The organism is Pseudonocardia sp. Cha107L01, from assembly GCF_052566575.1.
In genome coordinates, this window is record NZ_CP199579.1 from 6385816 (window position 1) to 6403775 (window position 17960).

At 68.7% G+C, this 17960-nt stretch carries 19 protein-coding genes; 6 read left to right on the plus strand and 13 right to left on the minus strand.

What is annotated here, in order from left to right; translation table 11 throughout:
* The first annotated feature begins 98 nt into the window (after positions 1-98).
* The 3 genes from ACTXG6_RS30005 (at position 99) to pgi (ending at position 2873) form a co-directional block, all read left to right on the plus strand.
* Positions 99-341, plus strand: coding sequence for a hypothetical protein (locus tag ACTXG6_RS30005; protein ID WP_445182762.1), 243 nt, complete (start codon positions 99-101; stop codon positions 339-341).
* A gap of 341 nt (positions 342-682) precedes the next feature.
* Positions 683-1111: a hypothetical protein gene (locus ACTXG6_RS30010; RefSeq protein ID WP_445182763.1), complete on the plus strand. Its 429-nt coding sequence runs from the start codon at positions 683-685 to the stop codon at positions 1109-1111.
* 79 nt (positions 1112-1190) lie between these two features.
* The gene (gene pgi / locus ACTXG6_RS30015; RefSeq protein WP_445182764.1) at positions 1191-2873 is read left to right on the plus strand and encodes a glucose-6-phosphate isomerase; all 1683 of its coding nucleotides are present in this window, start codon (positions 1191-1193) and stop codon (positions 2871-2873) included.
* A 363-nt stretch (positions 2874-3236) separates the two neighbouring features.
* On the opposite strand, the gene ACTXG6_RS30020 is transcribed toward pgi, so the two are convergent.
* On the minus strand, positions 3237-3869 hold the full coding sequence (locus ACTXG6_RS30020) for a class I SAM-dependent methyltransferase (RefSeq protein WP_445182765.1): 633 nt from the start codon (positions 3867-3869) through the stop codon (positions 3237-3239).
* Positions 3870-4296: 427 nt separating this feature from the next.
* On the opposite strand from ACTXG6_RS30020, the gene ACTXG6_RS30025 reads away from it, so the two are divergent.
* Complete coding sequence (locus ACTXG6_RS30025; protein WP_445182766.1) at positions 4297-4932, plus strand: hypothetical protein; 636 nt, start codon at positions 4297-4299, stop codon at positions 4930-4932.
* A 74-nt stretch (positions 4933-5006) separates the two neighbouring features.
* Here ACTXG6_RS30025 and ACTXG6_RS30030 read toward each other — a convergent pair whose 3' ends face one another.
* Positions 5007-5603, minus strand: a complete 597-nt coding sequence (locus ACTXG6_RS30030) for a LuxR C-terminal-related transcriptional regulator (RefSeq protein ID WP_445182767.1) — start codon at positions 5601-5603, stop codon at positions 5007-5009.
* A gap of 266 nt (positions 5604-5869) precedes the next feature.
* Here ACTXG6_RS30030 and ACTXG6_RS30035 point away from each other — a divergent pair, with 266 nt between their 5' ends.
* Entirely contained in the window at positions 5870-6190 is a 321-nt protein-coding gene (locus ACTXG6_RS30035; protein ID WP_445182768.1) for a DUF1330 domain-containing protein, read from the plus strand.
* Between the two features lie 27 nt (positions 6191-6217).
* Here the strand turns inward: ACTXG6_RS30035 and ACTXG6_RS30040 are convergent, their stop codons facing one another.
* The 10 genes from ACTXG6_RS30040 to ACTXG6_RS30085 all read right to left on the minus strand — a co-directional run bounded on the left by ACTXG6_RS30040 (position 6218) and on the right by ACTXG6_RS30085 (position 15804).
* A complete protein-coding gene (locus ACTXG6_RS30040) occupies positions 6218-7024 on the minus strand; it encodes an alpha/beta fold hydrolase (RefSeq protein WP_445182769.1) in 807 nt (268 codons plus the stop codon).
* Complete coding sequence (locus ACTXG6_RS30045) at positions 7021-7890, minus strand: HpcH/HpaI aldolase/citrate lyase family protein (RefSeq protein WP_445182770.1); 870 nt, start codon at positions 7888-7890, stop codon at positions 7021-7023. The genes ACTXG6_RS30040 and ACTXG6_RS30045 overlap by 4 nt, the downstream gene beginning before the upstream one ends.
* A gap of 37 nt (positions 7891-7927) precedes the next feature.
* The gene (locus ACTXG6_RS30050) at positions 7928-8896 is read right to left on the minus strand and encodes an ABC transporter permease (RefSeq protein ID WP_445182771.1); all 969 of its coding nucleotides are present in this window, start codon (positions 8894-8896) and stop codon (positions 7928-7930) included.
* Positions 8897-8958: 62 nt separating this feature from the next.
* Positions 8959-10623, minus strand: a complete 1665-nt coding sequence (locus tag ACTXG6_RS30055) for a sugar ABC transporter ATP-binding protein (protein WP_445182772.1) — start codon at positions 10621-10623, stop codon at positions 8959-8961.
* Positions 10623-11789 carry a sugar ABC transporter substrate-binding protein gene (locus ACTXG6_RS30060; protein ID WP_445182773.1) on the minus strand — a complete coding sequence of 389 codons (1167 nt, stop codon included), beginning with the start codon at positions 11787-11789 and terminating at the stop codon, positions 10623-10625. The genes ACTXG6_RS30055 and ACTXG6_RS30060 overlap by 1 nt, the downstream gene beginning before the upstream one ends.
* Before the next feature lie 52 nt (positions 11790-11841).
* Entirely contained in the window at positions 11842-12501 is a 660-nt protein-coding gene (locus tag ACTXG6_RS30065) for an isochorismatase family protein (RefSeq protein WP_445182774.1), read from the minus strand.
* Between the two features lie 35 nt (positions 12502-12536).
* Positions 12537-13733 carry a CaiB/BaiF CoA transferase family protein gene (locus tag ACTXG6_RS30070; protein ID WP_445182775.1) on the minus strand — a complete coding sequence of 399 codons (1197 nt, stop codon included), beginning with the start codon at positions 13731-13733 and terminating at the stop codon, positions 12537-12539.
* 66 nt (positions 13734-13799) lie between these two features.
* Complete coding sequence (locus ACTXG6_RS30075) at positions 13800-14741, minus strand: polysaccharide deacetylase family protein (RefSeq protein ID WP_445182776.1); 942 nt, start codon at positions 14739-14741, stop codon at positions 13800-13802.
* Positions 14742-14748: 7 nt separating this feature from the next.
* Positions 14749-15417: a GntR family transcriptional regulator gene (locus tag ACTXG6_RS30080; RefSeq protein WP_445182777.1), complete on the minus strand. Its 669-nt coding sequence runs from the start codon at positions 15415-15417 to the stop codon at positions 14749-14751.
* Positions 15418-15585: 168 nt separating this feature from the next.
* Positions 15586-15804 (minus strand): hypothetical protein, encoded by a 219-nt coding sequence (locus ACTXG6_RS30085; protein ID WP_445182778.1) that lies wholly within the window; start codon positions 15802-15804, stop codon positions 15586-15588.
* A 618-nt stretch (positions 15805-16422) separates the two neighbouring features.
* Here ACTXG6_RS30085 and ACTXG6_RS30090 point away from each other — a divergent pair.
* Complete coding sequence (locus tag ACTXG6_RS30090; protein ID WP_445182779.1) at positions 16423-17121, plus strand: GNAT family N-acetyltransferase; 699 nt, start codon at positions 16423-16425, stop codon at positions 17119-17121.
* Between the two features lie 247 nt (positions 17122-17368).
* On the opposite strand, the gene ACTXG6_RS30095 is transcribed toward ACTXG6_RS30090, so the two are convergent.
* A complete protein-coding gene (locus ACTXG6_RS30095; protein ID WP_445182780.1) occupies positions 17369-17935 on the minus strand; it encodes a sigma-70 family RNA polymerase sigma factor in 567 nt (188 codons plus the stop codon).
* Positions 17936-17960: the final 25 nt, after the last annotated feature.

Here is a 17960-nt window from a genome sequence, read left to right on the forward strand (position 1 = left end):
CGCGCGGGCGGAGCAACCTTGCAGGTGTCCGGGAAAGCCAGCGGACACCCAGAGATCGGCAACGCGGCCCGCGATCGGACCGGAAAGGACCGGCAATCATGAACACCACCTCTCCCACCCAGTTGAGCAGCCGGGACCGCGCCGTTCTCCGCGCGATCGCCGAGGGACGCTGCATGGTGTCCGGCAGCTGTGGCACCTCGCTGACCGTCGACGGTTTCTGCCTGGCGGACCAGTTCGCCGGCTCGCGGCTGGCCAGCGCGGGCCTCATCACGGCGACCGGTGCGATGCCCGCTCCGGCCGCGCTGACCTCGGTGGGTCTGGCAGTCCTCCAGGCCGCTTGAGATCGGTGACCGGGAGAGTCACAGTGCGTAGCGCCCGGGCGGCCGCACCGTCACACACAGTGAGACGGAGCAGCGGTCCATCCTTTACGTCACCTTAACCTCCTATTGAGTTAACTCTTCCGGGTCTATCAGTGACGGAATCGTTCTGAGAAGTTACAAATTGCGAGGTGATATTCACCCGATCGGAAACCTGATCAGGTGACCTGCATCGAGCATTGCGCCGATCGGGCCGTCATCGCAATAACGAGGAGCGCTGCCGCGTCCCGACTTCTCAGCCTCCGGCGAGACGCGGCAGAACCGCATCCCAGACCCAGATCCGGTACTGACACAGGAGCCGAACCATGGAGGATTCCATCCAGTCACATACCGCCGGCAGCCATGCGCCCGGGGCGGGCAGCCGGGGCGCCCACCGGCTCGACGTGCATCCCCTCCCCGGTGGGGACCAACGCCCCGGGGACAACGGTGCCCGCGTCCCCCAACAACGCGGCGAAACGCCCGACGAGCAACTCGAACCGGAACAGTCGGACGGTCACAACCGCGACGCTCAGGGCCGATTCATCCGACGCACCCCGTTCGCCCCGCTGCCTGACCTGGTGGCCGTGCTGTCGGCCGTTCCGGGCGGCCTCGGCGTCGAGCAGCCCACCGAGTTCACCTTCGCCGGGATCGACTGGGACTCCGCCGACGCGGCCGTGGACGGCGCCCCGATCGGGTTCCGCCTCGCCAGCGAGCTGCACCAGACCGCGGAAGAGCGGAATTCGACCTCGCGATAGCGGGTCGATCGTGGGATCTCGTAGCCGTCCGATCGGGTGCCGGTCCGCGCGACGGGCCGACAAGGGGCAGGATGGCGACGTGTCCACACCAGACGTCACCGCCGACCACCCGATCGACGTCACGACCACGCCTGAGTGGTCCGCTCTGACCGAGCACCACACGACGATCGCCGATACCCATCTGCGCGAGTTCTTCGCCGACGATCCCGGCCGCGCCGAGGCCATGACCGTCCAGGGCGCCGACCTGCGCCTCGACTACTCCAAGCACCGCATCACCCGCGACACGCTGCCGCTGCTGACCGCGCTCGCCCGGCGCGCGGGCCTGCCCGAGCGCACCGAAGCGATGTTCGCCGGCAAGCACATCAACACCAGCGAGAACCGGGCCGTGCTGCACACCGCGCTGCGACTGCCGCGCGACGCATCACTCGTGGTCGACGGCCAGGACGTTGTGGCCGACGTCCACGAGGTGCTCGACCGGATGGGCGCGTTCACCGACGACGTCCGCTCCGGGAAGTGGACCGGGCACACCGGTGAGCGGATCCGCACGGTGGTGAACATCGGCATCGGCGGCTCCGACCTCGGCCCGGTGATGGCCTACGAGGCGCTCAAGTCGTACTCGGACCGGGGCTTGGAGCTGCGCTTCGTCTCCAACATCGACCCGACCGACATCAGCGAGGCCACCCGCGACCTCGACCCGGCCAGCACGCTGTTCATCATCTCCTCCAAGACCTTCACCACCCTGGAGACGCTGACCAACGCCCGCACCGCCCGCGACTGGCTCCTGGCCGGGCTGGACGGCGACCCCGCCGCGGTGGCCAAGCACTTCGTCGCCGTGTCGACGAACGCGAAGGAGGTCTCCGCGTTCGGCATCGACGAGGCCAACATGTTCGGCTTCTGGGACTGGGTGGGCGGGCGCTACTCGGTCGACTCCGCGATCGGTCTCTCCCTGATGGTGGCTATCGGCAAGGAACAGTTCGCCGAGTTCCTGGCCGGCATGCACGCCATGGACGAGCACTTCCGCACCACGCCGCTGGAGCAGAACCTGCCGGTGATCTCCGGGTTGCTCAACGTCTGGTACGTGAACTTCTTCGGCACCCAGACCCACGCGGTGCTGCCCTACAGCCAGTACCTGCACCGGCTGCCGGCCTACCTGCAACAGCTGACCATGGAGAGCAACGGCAAGTCGGTGCGCCGCGACGGCACGCCGGTCACCACCGACACCGGGGAGATCTTCTGGGGCGAGCCGGGCACCAACGGCCAGCACGCCTTCTACCAGCTCCTCCACCAGGGCACCCGGCTGGTCCCGGCCGACTTCATCGGCTTCGCCGAGCCGAACAACCCGGTGCCCACCGACGACCCGAGCACCGACATGCACGACCTGTTCATGTCGAACCTGTTCGCCCAGACCACGGCGCTCGCGTTCGGCAAGACCGCCGAGGAGATCGCCGCCGAGGGCACCCCGGCGGACGTCGTGCCGCACAAGGTGATGCCCGGCAACCGGCCGACCTCGACGCTGCTCGCGCGGAAGTTGACCCCGTCGCTACTCGGCCAGCTGATCGCCTTCTACGAGCACGTGACGTTCGTGGAGGGGACGATCTGGGGCATCGACTCGTTCGACCAGTGGGGCGTCGAACTGGGCAAGGTGATGGCACGCCAGCTCGGGCCGGTGCTCACCAGCGACACACCGGACACCGCCGGGCTGGACAGCTCGACCGCCGCGCTGGTGCGCACCTACCGGGAGTGGCGCGGCCGCTCGGTATGAGATCCGCGCGGGGTGAGCTTGCCGCGGTACGTCCCCCGGGCCGGGCACCTGGGGGACGTACCGCTCCGCGGGTTCGGGACGGCCCTTGTCCCCCGGGCGGAGCCGCGAACCGGAGAGATTAGGTCCGGTCAGCCACGGCGGGGCGCGCCGTGCGAACGGGACACAACCACCGCCGTGACGCCGGAGATAACGCCGCGTCACCGACAGGGCGGCCTGGTGTCAGCAGCCCTGGCGCGACTGGCGCGTCAATTGTTCACCGAGACCAACGTCAGTCCGGTATTTTTCGACGTGCGCATCGGTCACACCAAGTCGCTCTGCGGAACGCCCAACTCAGCCACCACCTCGGCGGTCCGGCGCCCAGAGCTAGGAGCTGGCCTCGCTACGGGGGCCGTGACAGATCAGCAGCCGAGCCGGCGGAAGGTTTGCCCAGGTCGGAGAGGTGATTGCGACCTCCTTGAACGACGCCTCGAGGATCGTCCGGAAGGTGCGCGAGCGCGGGTTGAGCCGGGTCGGCAGGCAGGCGATGGTGGCGAACATCCCGCCCGGAACGAGCACCGAACACACCTCGGCCATGATGCGCCGCTGGAGGTCGCCGTCGAAGTAGCCCCAGGGCAGCGCGCTGATCACCACGTCCACCTCGTCGACCTCGAGGGCAGCGAGATGGCTGACCAACTCGGCGGCATCACCGGGAATTCGCTGCGCCCACGGGGCCCGGGTCTCGAGGGCGACAAGCAGGTCCGGGTCGCGCTCGAGGGCGAAATGCCGCGCTCCCGGACCCAGCCGAGGCCCGATCGCGGTGCTGACCGCGCCGGTGCCGGCACCGAGCTCGACCACCCGCAGGCCTGGCGTCGGCGGGATCAGCCCGGCCAGGCGTCGCGCCAACCTGGGGAACGTGGGCGCGATGGCGCCGATGTTGGCTTGGTCGGTGATTACGCGGCGAAGAAATGCCGCCGTTCCCGTGCCGGATCCCCGTTGGGAGATCGGAGATCTCGACATGTGGCCCTTCCCTTACCTTCTCCGCACTTCGACCTTTTCCGCATTGCCCCGACGATCACCTACATACCCGACCGATCAGGCCGGCAACCGTCGACTCGCCGCCACCGCGCTGTGACCTCGGGCTCAGAAACGTCGCCTGACGGGCTGCACTCTCCCGCCTACGCGGCGTGCACCACCCACTCGGCCCGAGCAGAAGGTACCCCGAACGGCGGCTAGTGACCGGCCACAGGACACTAGGCCAGCGCCGCCCGATCGGTTACACTCAGTAGGCACGATGCCGCGCTAGGTGTCCTGCGTCCGGGCGTCAGCGCCTGGTGTCGTCGACTTTCGCTCCCCTTTGAGGTCTTCTGTGGCGAACGACCCGTACCCACATACCCGCAGGAACGTGAATGCCCCCGCCTCGAGCGAACCGGCCCAGGGGATTCGCGTGCACGAGCTCGCCGCGGAGCTGGGCACCACCAGCACCCAGGTGCTGAGCGTTGCCGAGCGCCTCGGGTTCTACCTGCGGAGCGACTCCAGCCAGGTCGGCCTCTCCGACGCGCGGCGGATCAAGGAGGCGTGGCGGGCCCGTCAGCGGCGCCCGAGCGGGCCACCCGCCGCACGGCCCGCGCCCACCGAGGACTGGACGACCGCGGTGGCCGAAGAAGACCCCGATGAGGCCGCGATCCGCCGCTTCCTCGGCGTCGGCACCAGCCAGGCGCCGCACCGCCCCCGACTGCCCGGACGGCCCCGCCCGGCGGGCCCGCCCGCACAGCGCCCCCAGACCAACGCCCTCGCGGCGGAGCTGCAGCGGCGCGAGCCCCGGCTGAGCGACGCCGAGGCCGCCGCCCATGCCCAGGCCTGGGTCACCGCGCTGGCCCTGCCGCCGGAGGACTGCATCCCCTGGCTGGAAGTGTTCCGCCACGATCAGCTCGCCCAGGTGAAGCGACTGGCCGGGGTGGGTATCACGCCCGAGCTGCTCAACACCCCCGTGCAGAACGGCAGAACCGCGGGTTGGCTGCTGCGCAAGGGCGAACCCGTCGACTACGTCGTTCGCCTGCTCCGCGACCAGGGCCAGCTCTAGAGCGAGCCCCGCGGGTCATCCAGCCGGCTTCGCGGCGAGCCGGGCGCGCCCCGCCGCGTTGTCGCGGCGGCCGGTCAGGAGACCAGGCCCTGGCGGAACCCGTGTGCCACGGCTTCGGCGCGGTCCTTGACGCCGAGCTTGCGGAACAACCGGCGGGCGTGGGTCTTGATGGTGTCCTCGGACAGGAAGAGCTCGCGGGCGATCTGGCCGTTGCTCTTGCCCTGGCTCATGCCCAGCATCACCTGCAGCTCCCGCTCGGTGAGCGCGGTGACCGGGCCGGTGCGGGTGACCGCGGACTGCACCGCGTTGCTGGTCAAGGTGTGGGTCAGCGCGGCCAACAGGTCCGGGCGGGTGGCGTCCCATCGGAGGTAACCCCGGGCTCCCCCGGCAATGGCCGCGGTGATGCTGCCCGCGTCGTCCGGTGCACCGAACACGATCACGTTGGCGGTCGGGTAGGCGGCAAGGAGTCGACGCACCGCGTCCACACCGGTCGGCACTGCCCGCTGGGTGCCCACCAGCACGATGTCCACCGGCTGGCGCGAGTACCGGGCCAGCAACTCGTTGCCATGCCCGACAGCGTCGATCCGCACCATCCCCGTCACCGCGCCCATCACGCGGGTCAGACCTTCACGAACACTGCGTCGATCGTCGCAGATCAGAGCAGTCGTCATCGGGACCCCCTTCGCACACCGCATCGACGGGCGTGGGCCACGCCTTTAATACGGGCAGGCAAATCCTTTCACTCCAACACCACACTTCACAACTCGGGCGCGCCGCCGGCAGTCGGCGGGAAATCTCGAAGATCACTACGAGAAGACGATGAAGATCGGTTCGTAGCGGCTATGACGTCGCGGGTAATCGACAGTGCCGGTCTGGCGCATCAGGCTGATACGGACATCGAACCCGAATTCCCGGCCCGCTATCGAGGGAGCACCTCATGACCGCCTACGCAATTGCGAACCTCCGCGATGTGAACCTCGGCGCGGGCATCGTCGAGTACCTGGAACGAATCGACGCCACGCTCGCGCCGTACCAGGGGCATTTCATCGTGCACGGCGACGAGCCGGAGCGAATGGACGGGCATTGGGTCGGCACCCCCGTCGTGATCGCCTTCCCGAGCGTCGAACATGCCCAGAACTGGTACGCCTCACCGAGCTACCAGGCGATACTGCCCCTGCGAACCGAGAACTCTACCTCCGACACGATCATCGTCGGCGGCGTCGGTCCCGAGCACAAGGCCACGGACGTACTCGGCTGAGCTCCTCGAGACGGACCCGGCCCGGCGTCAGGGACGACCTCGACCATCGAGGAAGTCCCGCAGCGCACTACCGAACGACTCGGGCCGGTCGACCATCGGCGAGTGACCGGCCCCGGCGATCTCGACCGAGGTGCAGTCGGGAATCCCCGCGCACAGGATCCGGACGTGCTCCTCGGTGCGGGCGGCGTCCTGCTCGCCGCGCACCACCAGCGTCGATACGTCGATGCCCGGCAACTGGTCGGTGAGGTCCCGGCCGAGGACCCCGCGCAGCACGGCACTGAGGAACGGGTAGTCCGCCGAGGCGACCGCGTCGGCGTACACCTCGAACGTCGCCGGGTCCGGGTCGGCGGCCAGCAGCGACCGCACCGCCGAGCGGGTCAGTTCCGGGGTCGGTGCACCTTCGGCGTCCAGCCACTCGGCGAGCGTCGCGCGGAACGGGGCAGGGATGCCAACTGCCGATGCCCCGGTCCCGACCAGCACCAACGCCTCGAGCGGTGGCCGGCCGGCGATGGCGATCGTCTGGGCCACCAGCCCGCCGGTGGAGTTGCCGGCGAGGACCACCGGGCCGTCGGCGACCTCGCCGATCAGCGCGGTGACCGCGGCCGCGAGCCCGTCGAAACTGTTGTCGTCCGCACTGATCGCGGCGGCGCCGGAGTACAGGTCGACGAGTACCCAGTCGCGCTCCGGGAACCGCTCCACGACCGGCAGCCAGAACTGCCAGCACCCGAACCACGGGTGCAGCGCGACGATCGGGGCATGGCCGGACCCGGTGCCCCGCCGGACGTAGTGGTCCAACCCGGACGTCGAGCGGACCGGGCCGTCGACGGCGCTCACCTCGGCAGCAACCCGAACTGCTCCGCACGGGCCAGCACGGCCTCGCTGCGCAGCGCGATCGGGTAGTCGACGAGCTTGTCATCCACCGTGATCGCGGCGATGCCCTGGCGCTCCGCCTCCCGGAAGGCGTCCACCACCCGGCGTGCCACGTCGATCTCGCCGGCGCCCGGCGACAGCACGTCATTGACGATCGCCACCTGGTCGGGGTGGATCGCGAACTTGCCGCTATAGCCCATGGCGAGGGCCTCCCCGGTCTGCCTGCGCATCCCCTCGGGATCACGGACGTCGGCGAACGCGGTGTCGATCGGTTGGATCCCGGCGGCCTTGGCCGCGAGCGCCACCTGGGCGCGGACCTGCGCCAGCAGCGGGCCGGACGTTTCGACCCGCACGCCCATGTCGAGAGCGAAGTCGTAGGCGCCGAAACAGATCCGCCGGGTTCGGCTGCCCGGCCGGGCCAGTCGCTCGGCCGCCAGGATGCCCAACGCGGTCTCCACGATGAGCACGATCTCGAGGGCATCGGGACTGGACTCGGCGGCGCGCAGCCGACTCTCCACCTCGGCCACCACCGACGGGTCCTCGCACTTGGGCACGATCACCCCGAGAGCCCCGATCGCCGCGGCCGCCGCCAGGTCCTCGTCGTGCCACTTCGTGTCGACCGGGTTCACCCGCACGTACACCGGCACCCCGGCCTCGGCCGCCAGCTCGGCGCCGGCCGGAAGGTTGTCCCGGGACGCCGCCTTCTGGCTCACCCCGACCGAGTCCTCCAGGTCGAGGATCACCGCGTCGGTCCCGCTGGCCACCGCCTTCGCGAATCGTTCCGGCCGATTCGACGGCACGAACAGCAGGGATCGGGGGTCGAAGGTCATCGTGGTCTCCGTTCGTTGCGGTGCTGGGGCAGGGACCTCAGAGTGAGCCCGACTCCCGGACTTCCTTGCGACGGCTGTACCTGGACGCGCACACCGCCACGACGAGCGCCCCGCCGTAGAACAGGTCCTGCACGTACGACTGGGCGCCCATCGTCGTCAGGCCGGTCGTTCCGGTGACCAGGAAGTAGACCGCGAGCAAGGAACCCCACGAGTTGAACTTGCCGGGCAGGATCGCGGTCGAACCGAGGAACGCGGCGGCGAAGGTGGGCAGCAGGAACGCTTGGCCGGACACCGGGTCGGCGGCGCCGGTGGTGCCGGCGTACAGGACGCCCGCCAGCGCGGCGATCGTCGCGGAGGCGACCAGCGCGCTCCAGCGGATCCGCGTCACCCGGAGGCCGCTGAGCCGGGACACGGCCCGACCACGCCCCACGAACAACAACCGGCGACCGGCGGCGGTGTACTCGAGGAAGTACCAGAGCAGCGCGGTCAGGATCAGCCCGTACCAGAAGGCCAGCGGCACCCCGAGGAAGCGGTAGACGATCACATAGTTGGTCAGGCCGGTGGAGATCCCGCTGATCGTGGTCGAGTCACCGATCCACAGGACGACACCGCTCAGCACCGTGCCGGTACCCAGCGTCACGATGAACGGATCCACGCCGAAGAGCAGTACGAACGCGCCGTTGATGAACCCGACAACGGCACCCGTGACCAGGCACAGGACGACGACCAGTCCGATGTTCATGTGCAGCTGGGCGTTGAGGACGCCGATCATCATCTGCGACAGCATCAGTACACCCGCCACGGACAGGTCATAGTCACCGGCAGTGAGCGGGATCAGCAGCGCGCAGGTCAGCACGACGAGCACCGCCTGGGACCCGAGGATGCCCTGCAGCATCGACGTGGTGAGGAACGCGTCCGGTTTGAGCGCCCCGAACACAATTACCACCACGACGAGTGCGATGACGATCGAGAAGCGCTGGGCCAGGCCGCGGGTCAGACCCCCCACCGCCGATGCCCGGCCAGCTCCTGTGGCGTCTTCTGCCTGCTCCGCGGTCCGCGGTACCTGAGTCATCGCCCACCAGCCCTCACCTGGTCAGCCTGGCCGTCAGTTGCGGCGGGGCCGGTTGGATCCACACGATCGGCGAGCGTGTAGCACTCGTGCGCGATCCGGTCCTTGCTGATCTCCGAACCGCGCAGCTCACGAGCCACCCGGCCACGGTCGAAGATCAGGACACGGTCGCAGATCAGGGCGAGCTGCTCATAGTCGGAGCTGGCGCAGAGTACCGAGCAGCCCTTGCCGGCGGCATCATGGATGAAGCGGTAGATCTGCGCGCGGGCGCCGACGTCGACGCCCTGGGTCGGCTCGTGCAACAGCAACATCTCGGGTTCCGCGCTGAGCCACTTCGCCAGCAGCACCTTCTGCTGGTTGCCTCCGGACAGGGACTGGTAGGCGATGCCGGGTATGGGCGGGCGCACGTCGAACCGTTCCAGGGTGCGCTCGCAGTCCCGCGCCATCCGGCGGCGCTGCAGTCCCCGCCAAGAGGTGTAGCGGTCGATCACCCGGAGCATCGCGTTGTCCCGGACGCTGATGCTCCCGACGCTGCCATCGCGCTGCCGGTCCGCCGGGATGAGCGCCATCCGGTGCGCGATCGCCTTGACCGGGTCCATCGCCGGCAACAGCAGTTTCTCGCCCGCAATCTCGAGTGATCCGGACCCGGCGGCGAAGGCACCGAACAGGAGATACGGAACCCGCTCGAAGCCCGATCCGAGCAGCCCGGTCAAACCGAGCACCTCGCCGGCCCCCAGATCGAAGGAGACCGACCGGAGGCGTTCGTCGGACAGGTCGCTCACCCGCACCGCCAGGTCACTCTCCACCGCTCCATCGGCCGAGATAGCCACGTGCTCGGCGGAGTAGTCGGGCAGCTCACGACCGATGATCAGCTGCACCAGGTCCGCGTCGCTGACCCCGGCTGTGTCGACGGTGGCCTTCAGCAACCCGTCCCGGAACACCGTGACGCGGTCGGTGATCTCGCGGACCTCGTCGAGGTCGTGCGAGACGAACAGAACGGCGGCGCCATCGGCGGCGATCTCGCGCATGAGCGCGAACAACTGCCGACGCCCGGTCTCCGGCAGGAACACCGTCGGCTCGTCCAGGATCAACATTCCGGGCCCCGTCCTGGCCCCGCCGCGCAGCGTGCGCATCTCGTGCACCGCGCGGACGATGGCGAGCAGTGCCCGCTCGGTGCCGGACAGGTCCGACACCCGTGCCGCCGGGTCGAGGTCCAGCGCGAACTCCGCGAACAGCTCCCGCGCCGCCTGTGCTTCCTTGCGCCACGAGATCGCCCAGCGGCTGGCCCGGCTGAAGGTGCCCAGCCGCAGGTTCTCCAGCACGCTCAGGGTCGGCATGAGCCCGAGGTCCTGGTGCACGAAGCTCATGCCGTAGTCGCGGAAGGCCCCCGGGGCGAGCGGCATCGGCACATCCTCGCCGTTGACCTGCAGCTCGGCACCTGGGTCCGGCTCGTGGAAGCCCGCCAACACCTTGATGAAGGTCGACTTCCCCGAACCGTTCTCCCCGAGCAGGCCGTGAATCTCGCCGGGGAGAACGTCGAGGTCCACGGCGTTGAGCACCCGCACGCCGCCGAAGCTCTTCGAGACGTTCCGCGCCCTGACCAACGGAGGACGGTCCAGCTCCGCCGCGTTCATCCGCCCAGGCCCCTCGTCGATCGTGCGCATCAGGCAGTCAGGCCCCACAGCTTGAGGTAGCCCGCGGTGTAGGCATCGCCGTAGCCCTTGCCCAGCTCGGCCGGCGTGCCCGCCTCGTTGACGTTGGTCCTGGTGAACACCCGCAGCGGAATTCCCTCGTCACCGGAGGCGATCGGTCCCGCTCCGGTCAGGATCCGGCCCACCTGGTCGACTACGGCATAGCCCACCTGTGCCGGGTTCTCCCCCACGTCCATTCGGACGACGTCGGCGTCCTGCATCATCTTCAGCACGAACGGGGTGCCGTTGAATGTCGAGATGTGCACCCTGCCGGTCGCGCCGGCCAGCTGGATGCCCGGCACGACGAACTGCGACATGCTGTCGTAGAGCGGCACGACGTAGTTCAGTTTCGGGTCGGCCTGGATGGCCGTGCGCACGATGCCGGTGATCTGGGTCGACCAGTCGGGCACCGAGACGTTCTGGAAGGTCAGCTTGCACTGCGGGCACTGGGTCTTGAACTCGTCGGTGAGCGCGTCGATCGAAGCCGGGCTCCCGATGACCTCCTTGGAAGTCAGCACCAGCACATCGGCCGAGCAGCCGGTGTCCTTGATCGCGTAGTCAGCGCTCAGCCGCGCCGCCTGCGTGTACGGCTGAGCGACGCGAGCGGTCACGTCGGGCCCCTGCGGCTGGGTCAGGTCCTCGTTGACCACCGTGATGATCGGGATCCCGGCCTCTCGCGCGGCGGTGGCCTGGGGCTTGAAGTAGTTCGGGCTGATCGTGCCGCCGGTGAGGGTGATCGCGTCCGGCTTCTGGGCGATCGCCGCATTCATGCCCTGGATCCACTGCGTGTGGTCGCCCTGGTTCGGGTAGTCGACGACCTTGATACCGACCTTCTCGGCGGCCGTGGTCATCGCGGCGGTCAGCGCCTGGGTGAACGGGTTGGCGCTCGACTCCTGGATGTTGAAGATGGTCTTGCCCTTTGCCTTGCTGATGTCGAAGGCCGGCCCGGGATCCTTGTATTCCGGAATCCCCGAGTACTTGTCCAGGGCAGCGTTCACCTTGCTCAGGTCACAGGCCGCCGCGGACCCACTCGAGCTGGACGCGTTCGAGCTGGACGCGCCGGTCGAGCAGGCGGTCAGGGTCACCAACAAGGTGGCCGCGCCCACGACTGTCAGCCGTCGTCGGAAGGTATTGGTCATCATGGTTTCTCCTCGTTCCGCGAATGGCATTCCACTTCCGGCAACCGGTCGATCAATCGGCTCTTCCGACGAGGGTCGCCAAGTACTTCTCGACTTCTTCCCGCCGCATGACGTCCGCGTACTTGGCCCTGATGTCGAACAGGTTCGCCCGGTGCGGCGCCTCGGCCCGGTCGAAGACGCACTCCTCCGGGACGACCACCCGGAATCCGTAGGACACCGCGTCCACCACGGTCGCCCGGATGCACCCCGAGGTGGAGCAGCCGGTGACGATCACCGTGTCGATACCCCGCTGGACCAGGTGCGAGGCGAGATGCGTGCCGAAGAACGCCGACGGGAACTTCTTCACCAGCACGAGCTCGTCCGGGCGACGCCGGAGCAGCGGGTCGATCTCCACCGCGGCCGGGTCCTCGGTGCGCAGTTCCCGCAACGCCGGCACCTTCGCGCCGAAGAACGCCCCGTCCTCGGCCGGCTCGAACGCGATCGTGGTGAAGACGACGGGTACGGCCGCGGCTCGTGCGTGCCCGAGGAACTCGGCGATCTCCGGGACCGCCGGCGGACTGTCGGCACCCACGCCGTAGGCCGAGGAGGTGAATGCTCGGGAAACGTCCACCACAATAACGGCCGGGCGTGACCCCAGACCGGACGATCCACCGATTCCCCGGTCGGCGTAGAAGCACTCGACAGCTTTGAACTGTGCCCCGGAATCGGCCACGTCACACATCCTTCCGCAGTGTCGGATAACGGCGCTCAGATAACGCCGGTGGTCTCCAGGTGGGCTATTTCCTCGTCCGAGAGACCGAGCTCGCCGCGATATACCTCGCTGTTGCTCGATCCCTTCGGAGCCCCGGCGAAACGCACCTTTCCCGGTGTGTCGGACAGGACGGGCACGACGTTCTGCATCAGTACGTCCCCCAGTCCCTCGTGCGGAACCCGAACCACGGACTCCCGGGCCAGGTACTGCGCGTCGCGGAGAATGTCCTCGATGGTGTACACGGGTGCGATCGCTCCCTCCGCGGCCTCGAAGGCGGCGAGCACCTCCTCGGCCGTGCGGTCCCCGATCCACCCGCCGATCACCTCGTCCAGCTCCTCGGCGTGCTCCACCCGGCCCCCGTTGTCGGCGAACCACGGCTGCTCGATGAAGTCGGGCCGCCCGATGAGCCGGACCACCCGCTCGGCGATCGACTGCGCGGTGGCAGAGAGCGCCAGCCATTTGCCGTCCTTGGTCCGGTACGCGTTGCGCGGCGCGGTGAAGGGAGTCCGGTTGCCGGTGCGGCCGATGATCTCGCCGGTCTTGTCGTACAGGGCCGCCTGCGGCCCGAGCATCCAGAACATCGGCTCGTAGATCGACAGGTCGATGACCTGGCCCTTGCCGTCGCCGCCGTGCTCGCGCCACCACAGCGCGAACATGATCGCGAAGCAGCCGGTGAAGCCGGCGATGCAGTCACCCAGGGCGAACGGTGGCAGTGCCGGTGGTTTGTCCTCCCAACCGTTGATGTTGGCGAAGCCGGAGATCGCCTCGGCCAGAGTGCCGAACCCGGGCCGCCTGGCGTACGGACCGGTCTGCCCGAAACCCGTCGTACGCAGGATGACCAGTCTCGGGTTGATCTCGTGCAACACCTCGGGGCCGAGGCCCCATCGCTCCAGCGTGCCCGGGCGGAAGTTCTCGATGAACACGTCGGCCTCGGCGACCAACCGCTTCAGCAGGTCACGCCCCTCCGGCACCGACAGCTTGAGGGTGATGCACCGCTTGTTGCGCGACACCAGGGCCCAGAACAGTGACTCCCCGTCGACCGTCCATCCCATTGAACGGATGCTGTCGCCGCGTGGATGTTCGACCTTGACGACGTCCGCGCCGAAGTCGGCCATCAGTGTGGCCGCCACGGGGCCGGCGAAGATCGATGCGGCATCGATCACCTTCAGCCCCGCCAGGGGAAAGTCTGTCATAGAGCACAGCTCCTCATCCATAGAAAATTAAAAATATTCTATGTAACAATGCGCAACACGCACCGCTCAGCGGACCGGTACGTCGGGGTGCTCGGCGAGCCAGAACCGGGCGATCTCCTCGCGGGTGGTGAACCAGACGTCCGACTCGCCGAGGGCGTGTTCGATGAACTCCCGCAGCGCCGAGGTCCGTCCCGCCTGGCCCACCCAACGGGGGTGCAGCCCGATCGACATCATCTTGGGATGCCCGCCCCTGCCCTCGCGCAGCAGCTCGTCGAGCCCCCGGCGGCATACATCGAAGAAGTCGGTGGGGCTGCTCATCCCCGGCGGCATTGCGAACTTCACATCGTTGTAGACCATGGTGTACGGCACGACCAAGTGCCTCGCCCCACCGACGCTGACGTAGTACGGCAGGTCGTCGGCGTAGGAATCGGAGTCGTAGACGAAGCCACCCTCCTCCACCAGCAACTCACGCGTGTGCACGCTCGGGCCGTACCGGCAGTACCACCCGACCGGCCGGGCACCCACGGTGTGCTCGAACGACGCGATCGCCGCCTGGATGTGCTCGCGTTCCTCGTCGCGGCTCAGCAACCAGGGCTCTTCCCAACGCCAGCCATGGCTGCAGACCTCGTGCCCGCCCCTGCCGATCCACTCGGCGACCTCCCGGTTGCGCTCGAGCGCAACCGCCGCCGCGAAGAAGGTCGTCCTGAGCCGGTACTCCTCGAACAGCCGGAGCAGGCGCCAGATGCCGGCCCGCGCCCCATACTCGTAGATCGACTCGACGCACAGGTCCCGGTACTCGGCGGACATGCCGTACGGGATCTCCCCCAACCCCTCGTTGCGCCCGTCGCCGGAAGCGAACGAGACCTCGGACCCCTCCTCTGCGTTGACCGCGATGTTGACCGCGATCTTCGCCCCACCCGGCCATTGGACGACCGGCGGCGCGGAGCCGTATCCGACGAGGTCTCGCCGGGGGCCCGGTACATCCGTCACGCTGAACCGCAACGTCATCGTTTCCTCATTCGGTTGGGGACCGACCGTTCAGCTCGGGCTGCTCGGCGGCGGAGCCCGCTTGAATGTGAGCGCGCATCGCCTTGGCGCCGGCCTCGGCGTCGCCCGCGTTGAGTGCGGTCATGACCTGGTCGTGTTCGATCACGCTGTCGGCGGAGCGTTGGTCCAGCGCCCAGTTCGTTCGCCAGGGAAAGACGTCCCAGAGCCGCGCGATGAACTCCTGCAACATCTCCGAGCCGGAAGCCTGGTAGATCGCCAGGTGCCAGTCCGAGTTGAGCTTGGCCATCCGGGCGCCCCGTCCCGCTTTGCCGGCGGCGAGGAACTTCTCGTGGGTGCGGTTGATGGTGTCCCTCTGTTCGGGGGTCATCCGCTCGATCGCCAGGCTGGTGGCCAGCGGCTCGAGTTCCAAACGCATGTCGTAGACGTCCGACAGCCGCTCCGGCGAGTGCCGTGCGACGACGACGCCGCGGTGTGGTTCGTAGTGCACGAGCCGATCGGCCTGAAGCAGGCGGAGCGCCTCCCGGATCGGCGTCGGGCTCATCCCGAGTTCCTCGGTGAGGTCGAAAACCTGCAGTCGGTGACCCGCCTGCAGCTCCCCACTCCGGATCCGCTCGCGGAGCACCCGCAGCGCCAGTTCGGTCTTGGTCTGGTGCCCGGGCAGATCGGGATCAGTCATGGAAGGAATCTTGCACGATCACCCTGGCCGAGCAGCCTCACAAGGGCCCTCCTCTCCACGATGTTGCACAAAATAGAAAATAACTTGCAGAATCCACGAACCGCAACGGGCGCCACCCACTCAGCCGAACGCACGCGAACAGGCCCCGAGCTGGCGAGCAGGCCGCGGTCAGCGGACGCCGGCGAGTGCCTCGTCGAGCACCCCGGCACGCGCGTCATCCACGATCGCCGCGAGTTGCACGAGGCTCAGCTGGATCCGCTGACCGAAGTCGTCGGTGATCACCACGCGGCGGTCGTCGTCGGCGGCGGGATCTATGAACAGCTCCGGGCATCCGCAGTTGCACTGGCCACAGAAGGTGGCGACGTGCCTCAACTGGTGATCGGCCATAATCGATATTCTCCTCTATCCTCGCGACCATTCGAGGCCACTGGTGGGCAACCACTGTATTGCCACGCAAACCGCACTGTGCGAACCTTGTTCAATCTCTTACACCCGGGAACTTCTCGGACGGTTCAACCGACTCCTCTGAAATGCGGGGTCGGTCCACGGATAGACCTAGAGCAGGCCGAGTACGGAGCGCCCGATAAGGTCACGGACGGCGTCGGAGTTCCCTCAAGCAGGAGCTCGGCCTCGGCGACGTGGTACTGCACGAAGGGCTACGGCAGCACTGATCAGCCGGCCGGGACCAGTCAGATCGACGTGTCCGACCACCTCGAGGCAGCGGTCAGCGTGCCACGGCCAGTGCGATGGCCCGGTGCGGCGCGAACGCTACCGACAGCGCGCGCTGGTGATTCGACAGAAGTCGACGTGTGCACGCGAAGTGAGCGGCGGCCGAATTGACACAGGTCGAAAGTAACCGCGCCCGTCGGCAGGGTCAAAGCGTGCCCCGAGACGACGACTTTAAATCAACGAGAGATTAAGGACACGCGGGACACACTCCGGGCGGCCGCCTCCATGGGTAATGTGGGAGCTGTCTACGATCGACAGAGGTAGGACAGGGTGGGAATGCTCGGTCGGCATCCGCTGGACAATCCGGCACGGTCATCGCTGCTCGGACCGCACGCCCATCTCGCCGAGCGCCTCGGCGAGGTGCTGCGCTACCCGGCGGACGTGTCCCCGTTCGTCGCACTGCCGGACGAGCCTGACGAGCGCGCCTGGCACGACGTCGCGGCGCTGCTCGGCCCCGGGTCACTGGTGCCGCTCGCCGCGGTGCCCACCTCCCCGCCGGCCGGGTGGGAGGTGGTGATGAGGGGCTCCGGGGTGCAGCTCGTCGATGAGGGCGTCGCCGCGGTGCCCGACAGCGAGGCGGTACCGCTCGGCCCGGCGGACGTGCCCGAGATGCTCGCACTGGTCGAGCGGACGAAGCCCGGCCCGTTCCTGCCCCGGACGATCGAGCTCGGCACGTACCTGGGCATCCGCCGCGCCGGCGCGCTCGTCGCGATGGCCGGCGAGAGGTTGCACCCGCCGGGGTGGACCGAGATCAGCGCGGTGTGCACCGACCCCGGCCACCGGGGCCAGGGCCTGGGGACCCGGCTCGTGCACGCGGTGGCCGCCGGCATCCGCGCACGCGACGAGACGCCGTTCCTGCACGCCGCCGCGACCAACACCAGCGCGATCCGGCTGTACGAGTCCCTGGGGTTCCGCCTCCGCAAAGAGGTCACGTTCCTCGCCGCGCGGGTACCGATCCGAGAACCCGCGAGCTGAGCCCGGCGCGACTCCGAGCAGACCGACCGGTCCAGTATTGATTGCCGAGCGCGGACGACCCGGACTAACGTGCGGGACGGTCATGGACATCAGCGTCGAGCCGCATGCCCGCACTCCCACCGCGCACTGATCTCAGCAGGAAGCGACGTCAACCACCGAGCACGAGGGCGACACCCTGCGCGAGCACCTGCACCTCGACCCGGTGGCGCCCACCGACCGGTCGGTGGGCGCGGCGTCGTGACGCCGGTCAGCCGCGGGCGGCACGGCGTCCGCCGGTCGGCCGGTCCTGAGCGGTGAGATGGGCGATCAGGTCGTCGCGGGCCCGGGCGACCCTGGAGCGGATCGTGCCGACCGGACAGTCACAGATCTCCGCGACCTCGAGGTAGCTGAGGCCGAGGACCTGGGTGAGTACGAAGGCCAGCCGTCGGTCCGGGTCCAGCTCGCCCAGCAGGGCGTGCAGCGCCACCGACTCGCCGAGGTCACCGGGCGCGCCCGCCGCGGCGGCGTCCTCGGCGCCCAGTTCCGGCGCGGTCCTGGGCCGGGCGCGGGCGGCCCGGATGTGATCGGCGGCGACCCGGCGGGCGATCGAGAGCAGCCACGGGCGGATGGGCGACTCGCCGCGGAAGCTCGGCAAGGACCGGAAGGCTCGCGCGTAGGTCTCCTGCGCGAGGTCCTCGGCCACGCCGCGGTCGCTCAGCGCGACCAGCATCCGCCAGAGCAGCTGATGGGTCTGCCGCACGAAGAGCGTCGCCGCCGCACTGTCGCCAGCACGCGCCCGCAATGCCAACGCGGTGAGCGCGGCGTCGTCAACCACGGCACGTCCTCTCTCGGTCTGCTGG

Bases quoted from the DNA above. Each gene is read 5' to 3' on its own strand.
- ACTXG6_RS30005 (WP_445182762.1), top strand. From the start codon at position 99: ATGAACACCACCTCTCCCACCCAGTTGAGCAGCCGGGACCGCGCCGTT.
- ACTXG6_RS30010 (WP_445182763.1), top strand. From the start codon at position 683: ATGGAGGATTCCATCCAGTCACATACCGCCGGCAGCCATGCGCCCGGG.
- ACTXG6_RS30020 (WP_445182765.1), bottom strand. From the start codon at position 3,869: ATGTCGAGATCTCCGATCTCCCAACGGGGATCCGGCACGGGAACGGCG.
- ACTXG6_RS30030 (WP_445182767.1), bottom strand. From the start codon at position 5,603: ATGACGACTGCTCTGATCTGCGACGATCGACGCAGTGTTCGTGAAGGT.
- ACTXG6_RS30035 (WP_445182768.1), top strand. From the start codon at position 5,870: ATGACCGCCTACGCAATTGCGAACCTCCGCGATGTGAACCTCGGCGCG.
- ACTXG6_RS30045 (WP_445182770.1), bottom strand. From the start codon at position 7,890: ATGACCTTCGACCCCCGATCCCTGCTGTTCGTGCCGTCGAATCGGCCG.
- ACTXG6_RS30055 (WP_445182772.1), bottom strand. From the start codon at position 10,623: ATGCGCACGATCGACGAGGGGCCTGGGCGGATGAACGCGGCGGAGCTG.
- ACTXG6_RS30060 (WP_445182773.1), bottom strand. From the start codon at position 11,789: ATGACCAATACCTTCCGACGACGGCTGACAGTCGTGGGCGCGGCCACC.
- ACTXG6_RS30070 (WP_445182775.1), bottom strand. From the start codon at position 13,733: ATGACAGACTTTCCCCTGGCGGGGCTGAAGGTGATCGATGCCGCATCG.
- ACTXG6_RS30075 (WP_445182776.1), bottom strand. From the start codon at position 14,741: ATGACGTTGCGGTTCAGCGTGACGGATGTACCGGGCCCCCGGCGAGAC.
- ACTXG6_RS30080 (WP_445182777.1), bottom strand. From the start codon at position 15,417: ATGACTGATCCCGATCTGCCCGGGCACCAGACCAAGACCGAACTGGCG.
- ACTXG6_RS30085 (WP_445182778.1), bottom strand. From the start codon at position 15,804: ATGGCCGATCACCAGTTGAGGCACGTCGCCACCTTCTGTGGCCAGTGC.
- ACTXG6_RS30090 (WP_445182779.1), top strand. From the start codon at position 16,423: ATGCTCGGTCGGCATCCGCTGGACAATCCGGCACGGTCATCGCTGCTC.